A 21716-nucleotide genomic window follows, 5' to 3' on the forward strand; every position below is an offset into this window, starting at 1 on the left:
GTTGTACTTACGGTATTAAAACAGCTATCAGAGGATCTTTATTGGGATAACAATACTTTTTTAGAAGCTTCTTGTTCCGCTTTTCTTTTCGATTTGGCAGTAGCCTGAGTAATGATTTCATTGTCGATAAATAACCCCATTGTAAAGTAAAACTCCCCTTCAATTTTGGCCTTATTTAATTCCTTATATGAAAGCTTTTTCTGTTGTTTCTGACATTGAATGAGTAGTTGACTCTTATAGTCTGTATTGGTTTGCTCAACAACGCTAAGGTCAATATGTTTACTAAAGATAAATTTGGAAACAATTTTTTTGGTAGCAATATAACCCTTGTCTAGGTATATGGCTCCGATTAATGCTTCAAAAACATTGCCCAGCAAAGAAGAATGATTACTATTTTTACTAGCTCTATATTGGATGTGAGTTTCGAGATTAACCTTTTTTCCTAGTCTATTTAAACTTTCTCTACTTACAATTCTAGAACGCATTTGTGTAAGAAAGCCTTCGTCTTTATCAGGGTAGGCGTTATATACAAATTCAGCAACAATTGAACTAATGATAGCGTCGCCTAAAAATTCAAGACGCTCATTACTAAGCTTTACCCCTTTTTTATTGGTCTTTGCTACTGATTTATGTTGAAATGCTTGAATATAAAGAGTTATATTCTTGGTTTTAATTTCAAACTCAGAAGCTAAGTAATCAATTAATTCTTGATGTTCCGAATTAACCTTTCTATGGAAAAAAGGAAATTTAATCGTTATATTTTTTTATGATCACAGAAGTGTTGTGCCCTCCAAACCCAAAGGTGTTACTTACAGCAGCGTTAACAGTACGTTTTTCAGCTTTATTTAATGTCAAATTAAGCTTATAGTCAATGTTCTCGTCTTCTGTTTCAAAGTTGATCGTAGGAGGAACAATATCATTAACAACTGCCATTGTCGTTGCAATAGCTTCTATAGCTCCAGCAGCACCTAATAAATGGCCTGTCATAGACTTTGTAGAACTAATATTTAAGTTGTAAGCCTGTTCTCCAAAAACAGATTTAATAGCTTTTAGTTCTGCTACATCTCCAAGAGGAGTAGAAGTTCCATGAACATTTATGTAGTCAATGTCTTCAATGCTTAACTCTGCATCATCTAAAGCAAATTCCATTGCTTTTTTAGCACCTGTACCTTCAGGGTGTGGCGCAGTAATATGATGAGCATCAGCAGATAGACCTCCACCAGCAACTTCAGCATATATTTTCGCTCCTCTAGCTTTAGCGTGTTCTAATTCTTCAAGAATAATACATCCTGCACCTTCTCCTAAAACAAACCCATCTCTATTAGCATCAAATGGTCTTGAAGCAGTTTGAGGAGCATCATTTCTTGTAGATAAAGCTTTTAAGGCATTAAAACCTCCCATCCCAGCAATGTTAACAGAAGCTTCAGAACCTCCTGTAATCATAACGTCAGCTTTGCCCAATTGAATGTGCATAGCAGCATCAATAATCGCATTGTTTGATGAAGCACATGCCGAAACAGTAACGTAATTAGGACCTCTAAAACCATATTTAATTGATAAGTGCCCTGAAGCAATATCAACAATCATTTTAGGAATAAAGAAAGGGTTAAAACGTGGAGTACCATCACCATCTTTAAAATTAAAACATTCTTCTTGGAATGTTGTAATTCCTCCAATACCTGATCCCCAAACGACACCAGCTCTGTCTAAGTCTATTTTTTCTGTGTCTATGCCAGAGTCTTTCATTGCTTCAGCAGCTGAGACCATAGCATATTGAGAAAAGAGGTCGAGTTTACGAGCCTCTTTTCTATCTAAATGTTCTTTTACATCGAAGTTTTTAACCTCACATGCAAACTGAGTTTTAAATTTTTCAGCATCAAAATGTGTAATAGGTGCTGCACCACTTACCCCTTCAATTAAGTTGTTCCAATATTCTTCTAAAGAATTACCAATTGGGGTTAATGCGCCCATTCCCGTTATTACTACACGTTTTTTAGATGCCATACTTAAAATTTAAATAATTTAATAATCTGTTATGTTTAGCGATTATCGCTTATGAGTTGCTTTCAATATATTTAACAGCATCTCCTACAGTTTGAATTTTCTCAGCTTCCTCATCTGGAATAGCGATGTTAAATTCTTTCTCAAATTCCATGATTAACTCAACAGTATCTAATGAATCTGCTCCTAAATCGTTTGTAAAGTTAGCCTCAAGAGTTACTTCACCTTCGTCAACACCTAATTTGTCAACAATAATTGATACTACTTTTCCTTTAATATCTGCCATTTTATTTAGTTTTAATGATTAATACAGGGTGCAAATAAAACATTTTTCAATCATTCGACAAAATACTTTTTACTAAAGTTACTGTTAAATAGATTAAAAAAAGTTAGATCAGCATTTTTATTGCTCTTTTTAACGCTTGTATAAAGATATCTATTTCTTCTTTAGTATTGTAGAAAGAAAAAGAAGCCCTTATCGTTCCAGGTATTTTAAAGAAAGCCATCAAAGGTTGTGTACAGTGATGTCCAGTTCTTACCGCGACTCCTAATTGGTCAATTAAGGTTCCTACATCAAATGGGTGTATCCCGTCAATCACAAAGGAAATGACACTGGTTTTCTCAGCTGCTGTTCCAATAATTCTTACACCATCAATCGCTAAGAGTTGCTCAGTACCATAGTTTAGTAAGGCTGTTTCTTGTTGTTGAATATAATCAAACCCTATTTTCTCAATATATTTTACAGCTTCTCCTAATCCAATTCCTCCAACAATATTTGGTGTTCCTGCTTCTAGTTTGTGAGGTAAACAGTTGTAGGTTGTTTTTTCAAAAGTAACTTCTTTAATCATGTCTCCTCCTCCTTGATAGGGCGGAAGATCATTTAAGAGCGCTTCCTTTCCATATAAAACTCCTATTCCCGTTGGAGCAAACATCTTATGTCCAGAAAAAACTAAGAAGTCTACATCTAATTGTAGAACATTAATCGGCGTATGTGCAATAGATTGCGCAGCATCAATAAGAATTAAAGAACCGTTTTGATGAACCTTTTCGATGATTTTTTCGATAGGATTAATGGTCCCCAGGGTGTTCGAAATATGATTAATCGCAACTAGTTTAGTTTTGGGGGTTAAAAGCTGATCAAGCTCCTCAAGAATTAATTCTCCATTTTGATTGATGGGAATTACTTTTAGTAGCGCTCCTTTTTCTTCACATATCATTTGCCAAGGAACAATATTACTGTGATGCTCCATTGCTGAAATGATTATCTCATCTCCTTTTTTTAGGTGCTTTTTACCAAAGCTACTTGCAATTAAATTAATACTACCTGTAGTTCCACTGGTAAAAATAATTTCATGACTATGACGAGCTCCAATAAAATTCTGAAGAACTTGTCTTGCGTCTTCATATTTTGTTGTAGCTTCTTGACTTAGAGTGTGTACACCACGATGAATATTGCTATTCTCGTTAGCATAATATGTTGATATAGCATCAATAACTTGTTGCGGTTTCTGGGTAGTTGCCCCATTGTCAAAGTAGACTAAATCTTTGCCTTTGATTTTTCTATTTAAGATAGGGAAGTCCTTACGAATGTCATTTATGTTAACCATTTGATTCATGTTTTGAAGCACAAAGGTACGACCAAAAATGAATGAGGCGCTATTGTATTGTTAAAATTTAGAAAGAGGATTAAAATAATGATGCGCTAGATCAGTTTAGTTGATGTAGTATACTTTAATCGTTTCACTGTTGGTTATCGTTACGATATCTTGTTTCCCATCTGAATTAATATCATCAATGGCTATTTGAAGAGAGCCTTTAATAGGAGTGCTTAGAACTTGATTTAAATACTTATCGAGAATAATGATTTCATCAGTATTTTCTTTTTGTATAACGATAAACTTCTGTCCGCTCATATTGTTTACAACAGTATGCCCTTGCTCTACGTTTTCAAGAAATTCATTTTTCTGAATTAAAGTTTGGTCTAAACCGTAGAGCTCAACTTTATTTTGGTTAAAAGAGAGATAATCAATAAACTTATTATTGTCGATATCAATAATTTCAAAATTAGAAGAACTGTTGTTGGTATCGATGATAATATCTTGAGTAATATTATCCATGCTGTATGCTTGAATTTTTCCAGTAGAGTCATTCTGATAAATAAAAGCACTAGAACCAAGTGTTGCTCTTTTTTGTAAGGTTATTTTTCCTTTTCTAGCATTTAGTTTGTTGGGTAAACTAAAGATGGATTCTCCACGACGATTGATAAAGTAAAGTTCTCCAGCTTCATCTAAGGTGTAGATGTAGTCTTTTTGATTAAATACGGTTCTCTTGTATTGTTGGCGGATTGGAGCAGAACTTTTAGGTAATGACCAGCCGACTACTTTTTTCCCTTCTTTATCATAGTTATAGGTAATTAAGTTTTCGCAACTTATCCAGAAACGATAATTAAAATTGCGCTCATAATCAAAAATGGTTAATGGACTGCTTGCTTTACTTTCTAGTTGGATAGGGAAGCCTTTAACAAAATTTCCATTAATGTCTATGACATAAATATGAGAAGAAGTATTAAATGCCATTTGGTATTTATTATTGCCATAAATGTCTATTTGTTGTACAGTTCCTAGAATTGGCTCCTGGAGTTGCTTAGACCATTTGATATTTCCAGCTGCATTAATTAAGTGGATATTGTTTTTATTGTCTTGAATAAGGATGTCTAAGCTCTTGCTACGGTGGTTCTTTAGAAGTTGAGGAGTAAAAGAACTAGAAGTTCCAAGTGTTAGGTTCCACAGTTCATTGTTTTTGGAGTTTTGATGAAATTTTGTCTTAACGATTGTTGCTTCATGGTAGAGGTTTTGTTGCAGGTAGTTGCTTTGATAGGCCAAATAAAATCCTTGTTGGAGTTTGTTCGTTAGGTCAAGAATCGAATTTTGGAATTGTGGTTTAACCCATTCACTAATTTGATGCTGTAAGGTGTTAGATTGAGAGAAAAAACTGTAATTAGATTGTTGAGCTAAGTATTCTTTTGCGAACTGATGATAAGCATACTGAGGCTTCGTGTGTTTATTTTTCTTCCATTCAAAAGCCAATTGCTTAATTCCCTCTAGATCGGAGATGACAAGATAGTTTTCATAAAAGGTAAAGTGTAATGGTGAAGAAATAGCTAATAAGGGCTGGATACTTGAGCTTTTTAACTGGTATATGCGTTGGTCATGAAAGGTCTGGACGGTGGAATCAATATCAAATAAATGGTTGATTTCGGTAGTAAGAGAACGATCATTTTTAAGTTGAATATAATAAGCTTTTGAGTTTTGTTGTCCAAATGTTACAACTCCAATACGTTGGCCTAAGTACTCTTCAATCATTTGTTGAAAAGCACAGTTGCATACAGCTGTAATAGTGCTTTCAATTTTGTTGGGGATTTTAGTTGGCTCAATAGCATATTCTGTTTTTTCTCGAATATTTTTAGGAAGTAAATTTTCTTTAATATTATTGGTGTTTTTGAAGATTTCATTCCCAGATAAGTTGAAATTAGCAAGTCCATTTAAGAGTAGTTTGTCATTGTTGAGAATACAATCTAAACTTGCCCATTGTTTGTTGTTGTTCCAAGATTCGATATGCTCCTTTTTTAGATAAGGAATAGCAATGCTTTTTAGTTTTTGTGTGTTATAATAGAGTTGTAAATCGCTTTTTCCCTTGTGGTATAATGAAGCAAACAAACTATCGTTTAGTAAGTGCTCTTTTTGATTGATTTGCTGAATACTGGTTTGTAATAAACTCTCGTTGGATGAAAGTAAAACAAAAGGAGTGGAATAAGTGATTAAGAATTGAGGTAGAGTTGAAGAGGAGTATATGAAGTGTTTTTGATTGTTGGGTTGGTCTGCTCCAAGCTTCTTTAGAAAGGTTTTGAATTCTTCTTCATCAGCCGTAAATGCTACAGATATTTCTGGTGTTTTGCTCCCTTGGTGTAAAGAGATAATCGTATTGCGATCACGAATAACAGGAGGAGCTTGGAAAATAGAATCCAGTCGATTAAGAGTAGAGTCTAAATGAGCCAAGTAATCAGTGTTTTTAAGGTTGCTCCAAAGGAGGTTCGTCTCCGATAGGTTTCTCCAAAAAGTGATCGGTTTTTCTAATTCAAATATTATTGCAGCACTTTCGGGTACACTGGTGATGATTGGTGTGTTTTGGTGTACTCTTTTTTCAAGTGTTTGAAAAATAAAATAAACACTTCCTAAACAAGTAAGGATTAAAATAATAATGGCTACTTTTCTTAGCATATACTCAAAATCCAAAAGTAGACCTATTTCAGTGAAAGTTTTAGGAGACCATTAAAAACTGTTCACAATAAAATGTGAAATGAAAGTTAATTTCCCATCGTAATGATTATTCAAAGTCGTTTAAAATTTTGACACAAAAATAAACTGGGGGAGGAATAAAGCTAGAACTCTAGTTATTTATTATTTTTGATTCGAATATAGAAAGAATTATGGCATTTAAAAAAATAATTCCAGCGCTTAAAGAGGTTATGGAAGCTCATAGTATTATTGAGGCTAACGAATTTCAAAAAAAAATTATTCCTAAAATTAAAAGTGGTGCAGATGTCTTTGGTATAGGGGCTGAGGGAACTGGAAAAACAACAGCTCTATTGATAGCTATTTTACAAAAACTAAAGTTTAAAGCACAAGGAGATAATCCGAGAGTGCTAATTTTTGTAAAGGATAAAGAGGCCGCTTTAGCCTTAGAAGAGCATTTTAAAAAGTGGATGAATCAAACAGACTTAAGAGTTTATTCAGTAGTTGAAGAACATCATATCTATAATCAAAAGGATTTGATTTATGCTGGGATGGATGTCGTTATTGCAACTCCCAATAGACTAAGTAAGCTTTACTTTCAGAACGGAATAAATTTGAATGAATTACAAATGATTGTCGTTGAAGATGCTAATTTTTTAAATAATACCAGTTTTTTAACAGATATCAATAGAATTTCTGAAAGTTTTAAAAGGATGCAACATGTGGTTTTTGCAACTCATTTTGATCCTAAGTTAGAGAAGATGAAAGCGCTTTTTATGGAAAGGGCTTATACAATTAACATTTAAAACTTGAATAGAATTAGTATATTGTATGATAAAAGTCATTCTGGGAAATTGGTTCGTCGATTATATTTATGTATAGAAATAAAAAATACATAAATTATGAAAATACATATAGAAGATAGTAGTTCAACAAAAGATATCAAAACAAAATTTTCTCAATATTATCCTTATTTGAAGTTGGAGTTTTTTACTCAACCACATAAGGAAAAAGAAGCTTCAAGAAAAGAAGATTTAATTGTAGGTGAAAAACAAATTGCTGAGATTAGAACTGTTCACAATGAAGGAGATTTAATTCTTACACCTCAATCTAAAGTTAGTGAAGTAGAGCAAGGGTTTGAGGAAAATTTTGGAATACATGTTCAAGTATTCAGAAAAAGTGGAAGACTTTGGTTAGAAACGACATCTACTGACGGATGGACATTGAAAGAGCAAAATGAAGTTGGTAAAGATATGGATGCTTAGTCTAGTGGATACTCCTTTTCAAAAATTGTAATTGCTATAGGGTATTCTTCAGGAAGTTTGTTATAGGCTTTGTTTTTTGGAGTAGATCGATGCTTAGAAACCTTTAATTGATAGAAAAGGTCTTTTTTATTTGGTTTTACAAAGTCAAATGAGAAAGCTCTTTTTTCATTAGGTAATAAGTTATTGTCGCTAATTTTCTTTGCTTCCGGATACCATTCCCACTCTTCTCCAATTCTATGTCTTTTTTGACTAATTAATGTAGAATCTTTGTCGTAAACAGTTTGTTCAATAATGATAAAGCGCTCAGGATCTCCAGTTGGAACTTTATGGCCGGCAAATTTGTTGGTGATATCAACATTAAAGCGCATGGTGTCTCCTGTTTTGCTATTGGGCTTAAAGGCTATAGGTTCTATTAATAGACCGTTAAGCATTTTAGTCGGTTGATCTATAAATTTTGGAATTCCAGATCCCATAAAATAATGTTGTCTGCTGTTGCGTGGTTCATAGCCAGGTACAATGCTCCTAGTAGTGTCAGGCATGTGACAAGATTTACAATTTTGTTCGCCAAAATATGGCCCCGCTTTCCATTCATCACCAGTTTCAAATGTACAAGCAAGTTGAGGAGTGACAACAGCAACGGCGTTATGGCATGAAATACAAAGGTTTTCTGAAAGGTGCAATGTGTCTTTAACAGTTTTATGTGGTGCTTTATTCGTTCCTGTAGGTCCTAATACAGCCCCGTCTCTAACATGGCAACTAGCACAATTTATTCCTTCTTGTTGGAGAGCTTCATCAAAATGAGGGTTGGGTTGAGTAACTGGTTGATAGATATCTCCGTTAATAAGCCCTGTTACAATATCTTTTTGTTGGTTTTGGAGAGGGATGTGACAATTAATACACATAAAGGGGCTACTTTCTTTGGCTATTTCAGCTTGAAATTGCGGGTCAGTCCATGCATGAGAATGAGTAGAATGCTGCCATTCTTGATAATGTTCTTGATGACAAGCTCCACAAGATTTTGCCGAAAGAGAGACTAATCCCTCAGGTATAGTTTGGTTGGGGATAGCAATGTCCCAACTGTTTGTTAATGGGGTTATTGTTTTTAGCTGTTTCTTTTCAAAGTTTTGAATTTGTTCTTGATTATTCTCACAACTCAATAAAAAAGCAACCATACTAAAAAGTACAGTTGCAATTAAAAGGTATGTTTGTTTGTGCTTCATTACTGTCTTGACCAAGCCATGTATCCGCCCATTAAATTGTAAACTTCTTTAAACCCCATCTGAGTCATTGTTTGCATTGCTCTAGAGCTTCTTCCTCCACTTCTGCAATAGAGGTAAACAGGTTTGTTTTTATCTAGTTTTTGGATCTCTTCAGAAAAGTTGCCAGAAATATTGATGTTTAAAGCGTTTTTAATATTTCCTTGGCTAAATTCACCAGGAGTTCTAACGTCTACAATTGTTCCGGCTTCATTTTCAATCAACTTTTTAAATTCTTGAACATTTACATTTTTAGCAATTGTAGTGTTTTGCTGAGCTGGACTAGCATGTTGTTCAGTGGTGTTGTGGTTATGGTTTTGTTCTTGAGCTTGTTCTTCACTACAAGAAAAAAACAATAAGGTTGACACTGCAAAAATTGGTTTTAATAATTGTTTCATCTTTATAATTATGTTTTTGATCTCACAAAGAAATGAAAAGTTATAAAAAGTTACGGTTACACATGTTACATTTCTAGTTTTAGCACCCAATGACGTGAGGGAATTTGTATTTGTAATTTATAATTGTAAATTTATATCAATGAATAAAGTGTTAGTGGTTTCGTTTTTGGTAGTAATCTTTTTAGGATGTAAAAAAGATAAAGCAATAGAGTTGGTTCAAGTTGACGATGATAATGGAGCGATAAGTTTGTCGTATTGTGATACCGTTACAGTCTCTTTTGTGAATACCGTTAAACCTATTTTTATTCAAAACTGCGCAACATCAGGCTGTCATAATGCAGCATCTTCAGCAAGCGGCTATGTTTTCGAAGATTATGCTCAAATTTCAGACTCTTTGACATTTAATCGTGTCCTTAAAGCTGTGAAACATGAACCTGGAGTCTCGTCAATGCCTAAGTTTCAAGCAAAATTAAATGACTCCTTAATTCAGCAGTTAGAGTGTTGGTTAGCCCAAGGAAAACAAAATAATTAAGTTTTTTGTTTTTTCTTTTTAGCAGCAGGAAATAAAATGTTGTTTAAAATTAAACGGTAGCCAGGAGAATTTGGGTGTAAGTTTAAATCTGTAGGAGGGTCGTTTACAAAATGCCTGTAATCTTCAGGGTCATGACCACCATAGAATGTCCATTGGCCTTTGCCAAGTTCTCCATGGATATATCGAGCTGTTCCTAATGCTTTGTTTTCTCCCATAATCAAAACATTAGACTTAATGGTGTGTTTTCTAAAGTCGGTTGTTTGCCCCATGAAACCATCTATTACGTTGGTGTGGTTTTGACACAAAATAGTTGGGACTACATCCCATTTTGCAGAAAATTCAAACAGCGTAAATTTATCCTGTTGCTCAGGAACTCTATGATCTTTAGTTGCATCAATGTCCGAAAATTCGTATTCTAATGGATTGGTAACTAACTTAAAGTCTTTAAAAGCAAGTGTTTGACTGTAATCTAGTTTCTTTTGAGCCGTAGGGTCTTGTGGGTCGCCATCATACATGTGATCACAAATATCGGTTCCTTGAGCGGCCAGAGCAATATCATAAGAGTCGGTTCCTGAGCACATCGTAAATAAAAAGCCTCCTCCAATTGTGAATTCTTGTATCTTTTTAGCTACCCCTAATTTCAATTGACTAACTTTTTCAAACCCTAAAGCTTTAGCTCTTGCTTCGGTTTCTCTTTGTCGTTTTTGGTACCAAGCAGCATTTTTATAACTTCGGTAAAACTTACCATATTGGCCAGTAAAATCTTCATGATGCAAATGTAACCAGTCGTATTCAGGAAGTTTTCCTTGTATCACTTCAGTATCGTATAGCTCGTCATAAGGAATCTCAGCATAGGTTAAAACCATCGTAACAGCATCATCCCAAGGTTGTTTTCCTTTAGGAGTGTAGACAGCAATTTTAGGAACCTTTTGTAGCTTTACAATCTCTTGGTTGACTTCAGGATCTGCGATTTTTTGTTTTATTTGGTTGGCTTGAACATCTGCAATGAGTTCATAAGAAACGCCTCTGATAACACATTCTTCCTCTATTTCTTGGTGCTGAGGAATCAAAAAGCTGCCGCCTCGATAATTTAAAAGCCATTCGATTTCGATATCATTTTGTAATACCCAGTAGGCAATACCATAGGCTTTAAGGTGGTTTTTTTGTTTCGATTCATCCATAGGGATAAGGATGTAGCTAGCGTGTATTAAAATACTACATGAAACAAAAAGTATAAAGAGAAAGCCTTTTTTCATAGTTGTTGAGTTGTCAAAAATAATGCCGTTAATTCAAGCTAAAAAGGGGCATCTTCATTGGAGAAATCTTCAAAATCATCGTCATTCATTTTGGAAGACATGATAAAAGTTCCTGTTTCTTCATCAAAATTTTCATTAGGCAAAAGTGGCATTCCTCCACCTTCAGGTCCGCCAAAATCGTTATCAAAAGCATCCAGGTTATCAAATTTAGCAAATTTACCAACGAATTTTAATCGTACATCTTCAAGGGAACCGTTTCGGTGTTTAGCAATAATAATTTCACCTTGTCCAGCACATGGTGTTTCATCTGGCCAAGTTTCCATTTGGTAATATTCAGGTCTGTATATAAAGGTAACAATATCTGCATCCTGCTCAATAGCTCCAGATTCCCTTAAATCTGAAAGCATAGGTCGTTTATCTCCTCCTCTTGTTTCAACAGAACGACTCAATTGTGATAGTGCAATAATTGGAACGTCTAATTCTTTTGCAATTTCTTTTATCGAACGAGAAATGGTACTAATTTCTTGCTCCCTGTTTCCGCCACTTCCTCCAGCAGACATCAATTGTAAATAATCAATAATTACAATGTTAATATCATGTTGCTGTTTCAGTCTTCGACATTTTGCTCTTAATTCGAAAACAGAAAGTCCAGGTGTATCATCAATAAAAATAGGAGCTTCTGCCAATCGTTTAGTTTTTTCAAATAAGTGATTAAACTTTTCTTGGGTAAAGTTCCCCTTTCTAATATCCTCCGCTGGAATTTCAGCTTCACCAGAAATCAAACGATTTACAATTTGTAGGGAACTCATCTCTAATGAGAAAATAGCAACACCATGATTGAATTCAACAGCAATATTTCGTGCCATAGAGATTACAAATGCCGTTTTCCCCATACCAGGACGGGCTGCTAAAACAATCATGTCAGAACGTTGCCACCCTGATGTTACTCTGTCAAGTGCCGTAAATCCTGTAGCAATACCACTAACACCATCATCCCTGTTCATTGCAACTTCAATCTCTTCAGCAGCTTGTTTAATTAAGGTTGACATTTTATCGTAATTTTTACGAATATTACCTTCTGCTACAGAGAATAACCCACTTTCCGCTTCGTCTAATAATTCAAATACATCAGTAGTTTCATCATAGGCTTTTTGAATGACTTTGCTAGATATACCAATTAACTCTCTTAAAATATATTTCTGAGCAATAATACGCGCATGAGATTCCGCATGAGCTGCAGATGCTACCCTATTGGTTAACTGACTAATATAATAAGGGCCACCAGCAATTTCAAGCTCACCCTTTGAACGAAGTTTCTGGGTTACAGTTAAAATGTCAATAGCCTCAGAGTCTCCAAATAACTCATAGATAGCCTCGTAAATACGTTGGTGAGCTTCTTTATAAAAACTCTCTGGTTTTAAAACATCAATAACATCATTTACTGGAGATTTTTCCAGCATCAACGCTCCTAATACAGCTTCTTCAAGATCTACTGCTTGAGGAGGGAGTTTCCCGCCAAAGGCATTCGGATCTTTCTTCTTTATTGGTCGATTATTAGAGTTCTGAATTATATCTCCTACAGATTGAGTCATAACTACAAAGTTAATTGATAAAAACTGAATTTCATAACAACATTGAGTTGAAATTTTAAGGAATCGATACTTAGTTAAGTTTGGTTAGAGTGTGGATACAAAAAAAGGAAAATCCAAAAAGAATAAGTTGTTGGTCTCTGTTTGTACTTAAGCGGTTTTAAACAGATAGAAACGTTTATTTAGCTAATATACAGATTGCTGTTTACTATTTTTACAAGGACTAGAAAAGATAGGGGTAAATCGAAAGTGTTCAAGTGTTTTGGGGCTTGTGGGGTGACGTAAGAAGAATTTAAAAAGTAAGTTAAAGACTATAAAAGTAGGTCTGTTAAAATTAAATAAAATGAATAAATTAATTTTTGTATTGTCGTTGTTATTGTTGGGAAATGCTTCGGCTCAAATAGTAACACCTTTTACTAAGCGCTTTGATGCAACTCAAAAAGGGAATATAGATTTTGTTTCTAATACGATTGTTCAGTGTGACGGAGGAGGAGGTGGAGGTGCGAACTGTGCGAATTTAATAACGGATGTAGCACCTACAGTGTACCCCTATAGTCAGAACAATGACCATACTCCTATGTATGTAGATGTAGATGGAGACCCCACAACTTTTAGTTCCAGTTCTGATAGTATAGACTTGCCTCAGTGTAGTGAAGTGCTGTGGGCAGGTCTTTATTGGGGGGCTCAACGACTTTCTTCTGATCCAGGGTATGATGATAGAGATAAACTGAAGCTAAAAGTCGATGGAGGTAATTATATTGATCTTACAGCTGATTGGTTTATTGATAATACAGCGGGGTATGCCTCATATCACTGTTTTAAGGATGTTACTCATATCGTGAAAAATAATCCTCACAATGCTGTATATACAGTGGCAAATATGTATGCAATGGTAGGTCCCAATAATCAATGGGGAGCATGGAATATTGTGGTAGTCTATAGGAATGAATTACTTACAATGAGGAATCTGACCGTCTATGATGGTGTAGCAAATGTTTCTGGTTCAACAAATGTTGATATTCCGATTTCAGGTTTTTTGGCGCCTATCTCAGGGCCTGTGACTTTTGATATAGGTGTTTTTGCTTATGATGGAGATCGAGGGTTTGATGGAGATCAGTTGTTGTTTGATGGAGGAAGTGGATTTCAGAATGTTTCGAATACAACCAATCCCGTGAATGATGTTTTTAATTCTACGAATACAATAAGAGGTGTAGAAAGCACCTCTCAAAATCCATTGTTTTTTAATAATATATCTTATGATGCAGATGTCTTTTCGCCTGATAATTCAACTAAAAATTGGATCGGAAATTCAGCAACGTCTTGTGTTATTAGAGAAACAACAGGTGGTGAGGCTATCTTGAGTCAAGTTATTACAATGGCAATAGATGTCTATGAGCCAGATGTAAGAGCATCTGTTTCTGTTACTGATTTAAATGGAGGAGTTGTTAATCCAGGGGATGTTTTAGAGTACAGAGTAAAGGGGGTAAATTTAGGTTCTGATTCATCGATTAATACATTTATTACAGATACGCTAGAATATAATGCAATATATATACCTGGTTCTATCAATATTGTGCATGGAGCGATTACTGGAGTACAAACAGATGCGGCAGGTGATGATGTCGGAGAGTATGATGCGCTCAATAGAACAGTAAAAGTTAGGATTGGGACAGGAGCTAACGCTACAATGGGAGGCCTTGTGAATAATGATCTTCTGGGAACTGATAGTACAGTATTTACTTTTAGAGTACGTGCTACAACAGATTGTATTGCATTGGCTTGCGATAACGTCTTGAATAATCAAGCAAATATTTTTGGGACAGGAAATGTGTCAGGACATGCTTTTAGTAATAAGAGTAACCCTGATATTTTCGATGGTTTGGGTTGTCCGATTTTAGGAGAAACAGCTACTCCGATTAATGCAGCCTTGTGTATGTTGCCAAAAGATACTACAGTGACCCCTTACTTTTGCTTAGGTACCCCTTTTGTAGACTTGCCTTATTCAGGCTATACATTTTATGATAGCCTTGGTAATGCTGTCACTTCTGCAGGGTCAAATGGCGTTTACTATGCTATCAATGAAGCTTATGTTGGTTGTGTCGATACAGTAGTGGTAACAGTAGATAGTGTGGTCAATTGTGATGTGGATAATGATGGCGTTAGCAATGCTGTTGATATAGATGATGATAATGACGGAATACCAGATGTTCAAGAAGATTTAAATCTTGATGGAGATAATGATCCAATGACCAACCCAACAGATACGGATGGCGATGGAATTCCTGATGTTTATGATTTAGATTCCGATAACGATGGAATACCAGATCTTGTTGAAGCTGGAGGAGTAGATGTTAATGGTGATGGGCAAGTTGATACTTACCAAGATGAAGATAATGATGGAATACCAGATGTCGTTGATACTTCTACTCAAGGGTGTGCTGATACTACTCCAATGGATGATATCTGTGATGCTAACCAAGGAGGTGTAGATACAGATGGTGATGGAGTTCAAGATACAGATGATAACGATGCAGATGGAAATGGGATGGATGATTTAATGGAGACTAATCCATTAACTAATCCAGATACAGATGGAGATGGTGTAAATGATGTCGTCGATTTAGATTCCGATAACGATGGGATTACTGATCTTGTAGAGGTTGGTGGAGTAGATGCTAATGGCGATGGGCAAGTTGATTATGGAACACCAGGTGATGCCTCTACAATGGCAGATGTTGATGGGGATGGGTTTGCTGATATCGTTGATGAAGATGATAATACATCGGTAGGAATTAACGATGGAGGAACAAACCATAATATAGCCGATACTGATGGTGATGGAATTGATAATTACTTAGATTTAGATTCCGATAATGACGGTATTGCTGATCTTGTTGAAGCTGGAGGTGTAGATCCAGATGGAGATGGTAGAGTACCTACTAATGGAAATGGAACTTTAGTTGCTGATGCAGATAATGATGGGTTAACAGATGATCCAGTTGTGGATACCGATAATGATGGAATAGCTGATCAACCTGTAGATACTGATGTTGTTGGTGGAGTTTCGATAACGAATCCTGACTCAGATTTAGATGGGGTTAATGATTACTTAGATCTCGACTCTGATAACGATGGAATTGCGGATCTTGTTGAAGCCGGAGGTGTAGATGGTGATGGTGACGGACATGTCGATTACCCTACTCCAGGTGATGCTTCGACTATGGTAGATGCTGATAATGATGGATTAACAGATGGGCTAGTTAAGGATACTAATAATGATGGTAGTGCCGATCAACCAATCGATGTCGATGTTACTGGAGGTGTCGCAATTGCTAACCCAGATACAGATAATGATGGTTTAGCTGATGTACTTGATATTGATGCTGATAATGATGGTATTGTTGATAATATAGAAGGACAATCAACAGTAGGGTATGTTGCTCCAAATGGAACAGACTCAGATGGTGATGGTTTAGATGATGCTTACGATGGTGATGATGAAAATACTGTGGGGATTTCAGGAGGATTAGGGACGCCAATTATACCTAATGATAATGATGGTGATTTAAGTCCGGATTATGTGGATACTGATGCTGATAATGATGGAGAAAGTGATGTTATAGAAGGTTGGGATGCCAACAATGATGGAGTAACTGATGTTGTATTGTCTGGTTTAGATAGTGATAATGATGGGTTAGATGATGCTTTTGAAACTATCGTTTTAGATGCTGTAACTGGTTCAGATGGTTCTAACGTAACGAATGGAGGTACAGTTCCAGCTGATTTTCCTGATCATGATACGCCCGGAACGCTTGAGTTAGATTGGAGAGATGGGGACACAGATGGAGATGGAGTTGCTGATATTGCAGATTTAGACAATGATAATGATGGTATCCCTGATGTCGAAGAGGATTTCAATCTAGATGGGGATAATGACCCCACAACCAATCCAACAGATACAGATGGAGACGGTATTCCAGATTATTTAGATTTGGATTCCGATAATGATGGAATTGCTGATTTAACTGAAGCAGGAGGTACTGATCTAGATAAAGATGGCCGAATCGACACGATGGAAGATGATGACCTAGATGGTATTCCAAATATTATGGATGTTGATTATACTTTGGGGGCAGATGCTAATAACGATGGAATTGATGATAGTGTTCAAGGTGGTACTGATAGTGATGGAGATGGGATACAAGATTCTGATGATCCAGATGCAGATGGTGATGGGTTAGCTGATGTTGTAGATAATTTGGATAGCCCAGATAATGGAGGGGTAACAGAGGTCACATCTGGCAGCCCATTAGTAAATCCTGATAGTGACGGCGATGGTATTTTAGATGTATTGGATTTGGATTCCGATAATGATGGAATTACAGATATTATTGAAGCAGGTGGGGGAGATGCAAACGGCGATGGGCAAGTAGATTATGATACTCCAGGTGATGCGACTACAATGGCAGATGTCGATGTAGATGGTTATGCAGATGCGGTTGATCCAGAAAATGAAATCACTACTGTTAATGGAGATGGGGGGAATCCTCATCCTAGTCCAGATACCGATTTTGATGGAGTTCCAGACCAGTTAGATCTTGATTCCGATAATGATGGGATAACAGATATTATTGAAGCAGGATCTGAAGATCCAGATGGAGATGGTAGAGTTCCAGTTAATGCTGGAGGTACTTTAGTCACTGATGCAGATAATGATGGGTTAACAGATAATCCAGTTGTAGATACAAATAGTGATGGAGTAGCTGATCAACCTGTGGATGTAGATGTCACAGGAGGAGTAGCAGTTGTTCCTGTAAATACAGATGGAACAGGAAAACCAGATTACTTAGATCTCGATTCCGATGATGATGGGATTACAGATATTATTGAAGCAGGAGGTGTTGATGCAGATGGCGATGGTCATGTTGATTATCCAACACCAGGAGATGCATCTACCATGACAGATGTTGATAATGATGGATTAACAGATGATCTAGTTGTAGATACCAATAATGATGGAGTAGCTGATCAACCTATAGATGTTGATGTGATGGGAGGTGTAGCAATAACTAATCCAGATACTGATCATGATGGATTAACTGATGTTATAGATATTGATGCAGACAATGATGGGATTGTAGATAATATAGAAAGTCAAACAACAACAGGTTATATAGCTCCTTTAGGAACAGATGTAGATGTAGATGGTTTAGATGATGCTTATGATGCAGATAATGATTCTGTTGTAGGTATTGGAGGGGGGACAGGAGTAGCAGTTGTTCCTGTTAATACTGATAATGTAGATACACCTGATTATATAGATTTGGATTCGGATAACGATGGTCAAGCTGATGTTGAAGAAGGGTGGGATATGAATGGAGATGACGACTTGATAGGGGATCTTCAGCCTAGTGGAAATGATTCTGATAATGATGGACTTGATGATGCTTTTGATGTTGATGGAACTTCATCAGTTAATAATGGAGGAGGAACTAATAATGGACAAACGCCAACAGATGGAACAATTTCTAATGCTGATAACCTTTCTACTATAGAGCTGGATTGGAGAGAAGGAGACGCAGATGGAGACGGAGTCGCTGATATTGCAGATTTAGATGATGATAATGATGGTGTTCCTGATGCCGAAGAGGATTTAAATCTAGATGGAGATAATGACCCAACAACCAATCCAACAGATACAGATGGCGATGGTATTCCTAATTATTTGGATTTAGATTCCGATAATGATGGTATTGCTGACTTAACTGAAGCAGGAGGTGTTGATCTTGATAAAGATGGTCGAATTGATACGATGGAAGATGATGACTTAGATGGTATTCCAAATATTATAGATGTTGATTATACTATGGGTACAGATGCTAATAACGATGGAATTGATGATAGTGTTCAAGGTGGTACTGATAGTGATGGTGATGGTATCCAGGATAGCGATGATCCAGACGCGGATGGAGATGGATTAGCAGATGTAGTGGATAATATAGACAGTCCCAACAATGGTTCGATTGTTGAAATTACTTCAGGAACGCCTTTAAAGAATCCTGATAGTGATGGCGATGGTATTTTAGATGTATTGGATTTGGATTCCGATAATGATGGAATTACAGATATTGTTGAAGCAGGTGGGGGAGATATAAACGGCGATGGGCAAGTAGATTATAATACTCCAGGTGATGCGACTACAATGACAGATGTCGATGTAGATGGTTATGCAGATGCGGTTGATCCAGAAAATGAAATCACTACTGTTAATGGAGATGGAGGGAATCCCCATCCTATTCCAGATACCGATTTTGATGGAGTTCCAGACCAGTTAGATCTAGATTCTGATAATGATGGGATAACTGATATTGTTGAGTCTGGATCTGAAGATCCAGATAGAGATGGAAGAGTCCCAGTTGATGTGGGGGAGGCATTGATAACAGATGCAGATAATGATGGGTTAACGGATAGTCCAATTGTAGATACTGATAATGACGGAACAGCTGATCAACCTGTAGATGTTGATGTCACGGGAGGTGTAGCAGTTGATCCTGTAAATACAGATGGAACAGGAAAACCAGATTACTTAGATCTAGATTCCGATGATGATGGGATTACAGACGTTATTGAAGCAGGAGGTGTTGATGCAGATGGTGATGGTCATGTTGATTATCCAACACCAGGAGATGCATCTACCATGACAGATGTTGATAATGATGGATTAACAGATGATCCAGTTGTAGATACCAACAATGATGGAGTCGCTGATCAACCTATAGATGTTGATGTAATGGGAGGTGTCGCAATAACTAACCCAGATACAGATAATGATGGATTAACTGATGTTATAGATATTGATGCAGATAATGATGGGATTGTAGATAATATAGAAAGTCAAACAACAACAGGTTATATAGCTCCTTTAGGAACAGATTTAGATGGAGATGGTTTAGATGATGCTTATGATGCCGATAATGATTCTGTTGTAGGAATTGGAGGGGGAACAGGTACTTCTGTTTCGCTAACTGATACAGATTTAGATGGTTTGTCAGATTGGTTGGATTTGGATTCAGATAATGATGGTGAAGTGGATGCTATTGAGGGGCATGATATGAATGGTGATGGTGTAGCAGATGTAACTCCAAGTGGAAATGATGCTGATCAAGATGGTTTAGATGATGCTTATGATTCAGATGATTCTGCAATTAACCCTACTAATAGTCAGGTTCCTACTGACTTTGCAGATGTGGATCTTCCAGGGGTGGGAGATATGGATTGGAGAGAGTTGGATAACGATGGAGATGGAATCAATGATGTTGTAGATTTAGATGACGATAATGATGGAATTCCTGATTATGTTGAACTTTGTGGTCCTGGTGCTACAGACTTTGTGTGTGTGTCAGACCCATCACTAGATGATGATCAAGATGGAGTGATTAATATGTATGATGCTGATAATTGTACCTTAAATACTCATGGAATATGTGAGGATTTGGATACCGATAATGATGGAATTCCTGATGTTTTTGATTTAGATTCAGATAATGATGGAATAGCTGATATTGTTGAAGGTGGTGGAGAAGATGTCAATAATGATGGTGTTGTTGATAATATAAACCCAGATGGAACATTGTCGGATGATGCAAATAATGATGGTATTTCAGATGATAATAGTTTGCCAAATCCACCAGATTTTGATAACGATGGACAGCCAGATTTTCAAGATTTAGATTCCGATAATGATGGGATTTATGATGTTGTTGAAGACGGAGGTGAAGATGTAGATAATAATGGATTGGTAGATGTTGTGAATCCTGATGGAACATTGTCAGATGATTCAGATGAAGATGGTTGGACAAATACAACACCATCAAATGGTCAAGAAGATACGGATGATGATGGTCGTCCAGATTATATTGATTTGGATTCCGATAATGACGGAATTCCTGATATTGTTGAAGGTGGAGGCGATGATGTGAATAATGATGGAATGATTGATGATTTCAATGATTCAAATAATGATGGTGCTGATGATAATGATATGACAGATGGGTTGTTAGATACAGACGGAGATGGGGTAGCAGATCATGAAGATTTAGATTCAGATAATGATGGAATAGCAGATATCGAAGAAGCAGGAGGGAGTGATGAAAATAACGATGGTGTTGTAGATAACTTTACTGATGCAGATGGAGATGGTTGGGATGATATTGCAGGTACTTCTACTCCAATTGATACTGATGAAGATGGAAATCCAGATTATACAGATTTAGATTCAGATAATGATGGAATTAATGATGTCATTGAGGGGCATCCTTATGAGGATTTAGGAGTGTTAGATCCTGATGGAGATGGTGTAATAGACAATTTAACAGATATTGATGGAGATGGTTGGAACGATGTTTCTGGTTCAAGTACTGGAAATGTACCTGATACCGACGGAGATGGAATACCAGATTATCAAGATGTAGATTCAGATAATGATGGGGTTAACGATGATGTGGAATGGGATATTACGAATGATCAAATAGGTTTTGACGATTGTGATCAAGATGGGGTTCCAAATTATATCGATGCGGATTTATGTGGTATCTCTATTCCAGAAGGATTCTCACCAAATGGAGATGGAGTCAATGATTTCTTTGTCATTGACGGAATGGAATATTACCCTAATTCTAAATTAGTGATTTTAAATCGATGGGGGAATAAGGTCTATGAATCAACAAATTATCAAAATGATTGGGATGGCAAAAATATGTTTGGAGTAAGTATTGGTGGCGACGATCTTCCTATAGGAACATACTTCTACATCTTTGAAGCAGAAAGACAAGATGAAAAGGGGAATGATGTTGAACCAACCAAAGGTTACGTTTACTTAAATAGATAAAAAGTTTCAAGGTAGTGTTGCTATTATTAGCAATACTACTTGATTAAAACAAAAAGTTATGAAAAAGCTACTGATATCAGCATCATTATTACTGACAGGGATTATAACCTTTGCACAACAAGACGCGATGTTTACACATTATATGTTTAACACCTTAGCTGTAAATCCAGGTTATGCAGGGAGTCGTGATGCGTTAACAATTACAGGTTTGCATAGAAGTCAATGGGTTAGTTTTCCAGG

General features: G+C 36.2%; 14 protein-coding genes. 5 read left to right on the forward strand and 9 right to left on the reverse strand.

Going from position 1 to position 21716, the window contains the following annotated elements; translation table 11 throughout:
• Nucleotides 1–38: 38 nt before the first annotated feature.
• The 5 genes from rnc to N4A35_13525 form a co-directional block, all read right to left on the reverse strand.
• Nucleotides 39–674, reverse strand: coding sequence for a ribonuclease III (gene rnc / locus N4A35_13505; GenBank protein ID MCT4582425.1), 636 nt, complete (start codon nt 672–674; stop codon nt 39–41).
• Between the two features lie 73 nt (nt 675–747).
• A complete protein-coding gene (gene fabF, locus N4A35_13510; GenBank protein MCT4582426.1) occupies nt 748–2004 on the reverse strand; it encodes a beta-ketoacyl-ACP synthase II in 1257 nt (418 codons plus the stop codon).
• A gap of 49 nt (nt 2005–2053) precedes the next feature.
• The gene (locus N4A35_13515; protein ID MCT4582427.1) at nt 2054–2287 is read right to left on the reverse strand and encodes an acyl carrier protein; all 234 of its coding nucleotides are present in this window, start codon (nt 2285–2287) and stop codon (nt 2054–2056) included.
• A gap of 103 nt (nt 2288–2390) precedes the next feature.
• The gene (locus N4A35_13520; protein ID MCT4582428.1) at nt 2391–3608 is read right to left on the reverse strand and encodes a cysteine desulfurase; all 1218 of its coding nucleotides are present in this window, start codon (nt 3606–3608) and stop codon (nt 2391–2393) included.
• 105 nt (nt 3609–3713) lie between these two features.
• Nucleotides 3714–6278 (reverse strand): hypothetical protein, encoded by a 2565-nt coding sequence (locus N4A35_13525; GenBank protein MCT4582429.1) that lies wholly within the window; start codon nt 6276–6278, stop codon nt 3714–3716.
• 209 nt (nt 6279–6487) lie between these two features.
• Between N4A35_13525 and N4A35_13530 the strand changes: the two genes are divergently transcribed.
• Together N4A35_13530 and N4A35_13535 are read left to right on the forward strand one after the other, a co-directional pair.
• On the forward strand, nt 6488–7099 hold the full coding sequence (locus N4A35_13530; protein ID MCT4582430.1) for a DEAD/DEAH box helicase: 612 nt from the start codon (nt 6488–6490) through the stop codon (nt 7097–7099).
• Nucleotides 7100–7195: 96 nt separating this feature from the next.
• Complete coding sequence (locus N4A35_13535; GenBank protein ID MCT4582431.1) at nt 7196–7558, forward strand: hypothetical protein; 363 nt, start codon at nt 7196–7198, stop codon at nt 7556–7558.
• Here N4A35_13535 and N4A35_13540 read toward each other — a convergent pair.
• Entirely contained in the window at nt 7555–8778 is a 1224-nt protein-coding gene (locus tag N4A35_13540; protein MCT4582432.1) for a hypothetical protein, read from the reverse strand. The genes N4A35_13535 and N4A35_13540 overlap by 4 nt on opposite strands.
• The gene (locus tag N4A35_13545; GenBank protein ID MCT4582433.1) at nt 8778–9212 is read right to left on the reverse strand and encodes a rhodanese-like domain-containing protein; all 435 of its coding nucleotides are present in this window, start codon (nt 9210–9212) and stop codon (nt 8778–8780) included. Before N4A35_13545 ends, N4A35_13540 begins: the two co-directional genes overlap by 1 nt.
• 139 nt (nt 9213–9351) lie before the next feature.
• On the opposite strand from N4A35_13545, the gene N4A35_13550 reads away from it, so the two are divergent.
• Nucleotides 9352–9744: a hypothetical protein gene (locus tag N4A35_13550; GenBank protein MCT4582434.1), complete on the forward strand. Its 393-nt coding sequence runs from the start codon at nt 9352–9354 to the stop codon at nt 9742–9744.
• Here the strand turns inward: N4A35_13550 and N4A35_13555 are convergent.
• Together N4A35_13555 and dnaB are read right to left on the reverse strand one after the other, a co-directional pair.
• Complete coding sequence (locus N4A35_13555; protein ID MCT4582435.1) at nt 9741–11000, reverse strand: asparagine synthetase B; 1260 nt, start codon at nt 10998–11000, stop codon at nt 9741–9743. The genes N4A35_13550 and N4A35_13555 overlap by 4 nt on opposite strands.
• A 38-nt stretch (nt 11001–11038) precedes the next feature.
• Nucleotides 11039–12592 carry a replicative DNA helicase gene (gene dnaB, locus N4A35_13560; GenBank protein ID MCT4582436.1) on the reverse strand — a complete coding sequence of 518 codons (1554 nt, stop codon included), beginning with the start codon at nt 12590–12592 and terminating at the stop codon, nt 11039–11041.
• A 340-nt stretch (nt 12593–12932) separates the two neighbouring features.
• Between dnaB and N4A35_13565 the strand changes: the two genes are divergently transcribed.
• Both N4A35_13565 and N4A35_13570 read left to right on the forward strand, forming a co-directional pair.
• A complete protein-coding gene (locus tag N4A35_13565; protein MCT4582437.1) occupies nt 12933–21476 on the forward strand; it encodes a gliding motility-associated C-terminal domain-containing protein in 8544 nt (2847 codons plus the stop codon).
• 58 nt (nt 21477–21534) lie between these two features.
• On the forward strand, nt 21535–21716 hold a 182-nt coding region (locus N4A35_13570), incomplete at its 3' end, for a type IX secretion system membrane protein PorP/SprF (protein ID MCT4582438.1).

This window comes from Flavobacteriales bacterium, assembly GCA_025210295.1.
GTDB lineage: Bacteria > Bacteroidota > Bacteroidia > Flavobacteriales_D > Parvicellaceae > S010-51.

Excerpts from the sequence above, each read along its gene's own strand:
- N4A35_13530 (MCT4582430.1), top strand. The coding sequence starts at position 6,488 with ATGGCATTTAAAAAAATAATTCCAGCGCTTAAAGAGGTTATGGAAGCT.
- N4A35_13520 (MCT4582428.1), bottom strand. The coding sequence starts at position 3,608 with ATGGTTAACATAAATGACATTCGTAAGGACTTCCCTATCTTAAATAGA.
- N4A35_13545 (MCT4582433.1), bottom strand. The coding sequence starts at position 9,212 with ATGAAACAATTATTAAAACCAATTTTTGCAGTGTCAACCTTATTGTTT.
- fabF (MCT4582426.1), bottom strand. The coding sequence starts at position 2,004 with ATGGCATCTAAAAAACGTGTAGTAATAACGGGAATGGGCGCATTAACC.
- N4A35_13515 (MCT4582427.1), bottom strand. The coding sequence starts at position 2,287 with ATGGCAGATATTAAAGGAAAAGTAGTATCAATTATTGTTGACAAATTA.
- N4A35_13550 (MCT4582434.1), top strand. The coding sequence starts at position 9,352 with ATGAATAAAGTGTTAGTGGTTTCGTTTTTGGTAGTAATCTTTTTAGGA.
- N4A35_13540 (MCT4582432.1), bottom strand. The coding sequence starts at position 8,778 with ATGAAGCACAAACAAACATACCTTTTAATTGCAACTGTACTTTTTAGT.
- N4A35_13565 (MCT4582437.1), top strand. The coding sequence starts at position 12,933 with ATGAATAAATTAATTTTTGTATTGTCGTTGTTATTGTTGGGAAATGCT.
- dnaB (MCT4582436.1), bottom strand. The coding sequence starts at position 12,592 with ATGACTCAATCTGTAGGAGATATAATTCAGAACTCTAATAATCGACCA.
- N4A35_13535 (MCT4582431.1), top strand. The coding sequence starts at position 7,196 with ATGAAAATACATATAGAAGATAGTAGTTCAACAAAAGATATCAAAACA.
- N4A35_13555 (MCT4582435.1), bottom strand. The coding sequence starts at position 11,000 with ATGAAAAAAGGCTTTCTCTTTATACTTTTTGTTTCATGTAGTATTTTA.
- N4A35_13525 (MCT4582429.1), bottom strand. The coding sequence starts at position 6,278 with ATGCTAAGAAAAGTAGCCATTATTATTTTAATCCTTACTTGTTTAGGA.